Source organism: Nguyenibacter vanlangensis (assembly GCF_013376155.1).
Classification (GTDB): Bacteria; Pseudomonadota; Alphaproteobacteria; order Acetobacterales; family Acetobacteraceae; genus Gluconacetobacter; species Gluconacetobacter vanlangensis.
The window spans coordinates 1-1,634 of sequence record NZ_JABXXP010000621.1 but is presented as its reverse complement, the minus strand read 5'-3'; the positions used below and the strand labels follow the sequence as shown (position 1 = coordinate 1,634).

Sequence of the window (1,634 nt, the reverse complement as noted above, 5' to 3'; positions counted from 1 at the left end):
ATAGCCGACCATCAGCGCCGCGTCCCATATGCCGGGACGGGCGTCGAAGGCCGGCAGGCGGGCATAGAGCGAACGCGCCGGTTCGTCCTCGGTGCTGGTGCGTTCGCCGGGCAGCAGCACCGGCACCGGCGCCCACACGATCCGGGGCCGGATGCCGGTCCGCAGGGCCTGGACCAGCATGTCGACCGCCCGGTGCATGGTCCGCGTCACGTCGATATGCGGCGCCGTGCGATAGGCGGAAAAAATGTCCAGCGCGTCGATGATCGGCTGGCTGACATTGCCGTGCAGGTCATAGCTGGCGGCCACCAGGCAGTCCGGACCGACCAGCGCGCGCGCCGCGCCGATCCAGTCGGCCTCGGCATCCCACATGCCTTCGACGAACATCGCGCCGTGCATCGCCAGATAGAGCCCGTCGAGCGGCAGGCTGTCGCGCAGGCGGTCGAGGAATTCCTGCTTCATCGCCTCGTAGGCCGCGCGCGACACCGGACCGCCGGGCACCGCCCGCGCGTGCAGCAGCGGCAGGAACGCGGCGTCGAAATCCTTCAGGAAGGCGAAATAGGGCGCATCCGGCATGTCGGCACCGCGCAGGATGCGGAAATCCTCGATTCGGCTCGGCACGGGATTGTAGGTGCTGCATTCCGTATGGATTCCGCCGAATGCGATCCGGGGCCGTGTCGTCATGTCCAGTCGTTCCCGACAAAAGAATCCCCTGGCGCGGGGCCGGCTGCCCCGCGGGGAATGTCTTCCGGTTTTATTTCGTTTGATAAACCAATCCCGCGCGAATAAAGTCAATAAAATAATGAAACGATACAGGCAGCCTGCCGGCGGGAGCAGCGTGCGGCGATCCCTTGTCCTTCATGTCGCCGCCTTTCTTGTCGCCCTGGCGGCCTGCCTGGCCTTTCCGAACCGCTCCCTGGCGCGCGGGCTGACGGTCATGCTGGCCGAACCGCCGCGCAGCATGGATCCGGCCGACCAGAACGCCACCGCGACGCGCTCGATCCTCGCCCCGTTCTATGAGAGCCTGGTGCGCCAGGACGCCGACGGGTCGATCCGTCCCTGGCTGGCCACCGCATGGTCGGTGTCGCCCGATGGCATGGCCTGGATTTTCGCCCTGCGGCCGGGAATCGTCTTCCATGACGGCACGCCCTGCGATGCCGACGCGGTCGTGGCCTCGTTGCGACGGCTGCTGGATCCCGGCGCGGCACTTGCCGGGGCCGGCGCGTTCCGCGCGACGATCGCCTCGGTCCGGCGGCAGGACGCCTCGGTCGTTATTACCCTGATCCATCCCTATGCCGACCTGCTTTCCCTGCTGTCGATCACCCAGGCGGCCATCGTCTCGCCCCTGGCGGCGGCGCGCGGCACGCTGGGGCGCCATGCCGACGGGACGGGGCCGTTCATGTTCGTCGACTGGCAGGACGGCGCGCATGTCGGCGCCCGTGCCAATCCGCGCTATTGGGGTGCGCCGCCGGCGCTGACGCGCATCGAATGGGTCTGGTCGTCCGAACCTTCGGTGACGAACATGGCGTTGCAGACGGGCGACGCCGACGCCGTCATGCCGCTGGCGCCGGTCTTCGCGGGGCTGTACGCGTCGGGACAGCCCGCCGCCGCACAGGCGGTCATCCATGGCGGACGCG

2 protein-coding genes are annotated in these 1,634 nt (G+C 68.5%); one reads left to right on the top strand and one right to left on the bottom strand.

Annotated elements, in window-relative coordinates; translation table 11 throughout:
• A partial coding sequence (locus tag HUK84_RS17335; protein WP_176641372.1) for a M81 family metallopeptidase occupies window positions 1-681 on the bottom strand: 681 nt, incomplete at its 3' end.
• Window positions 682-835: 154 nt separating this feature from the next.
• On the opposite strand from HUK84_RS17335, the gene HUK84_RS17330 reads away from it, so the two are divergent.
• A partial coding sequence (locus HUK84_RS17330) for an ABC transporter substrate-binding protein (protein ID WP_176641371.1) occupies window positions 836-1,634 on the top strand: 799 nt, incomplete at its 3' end.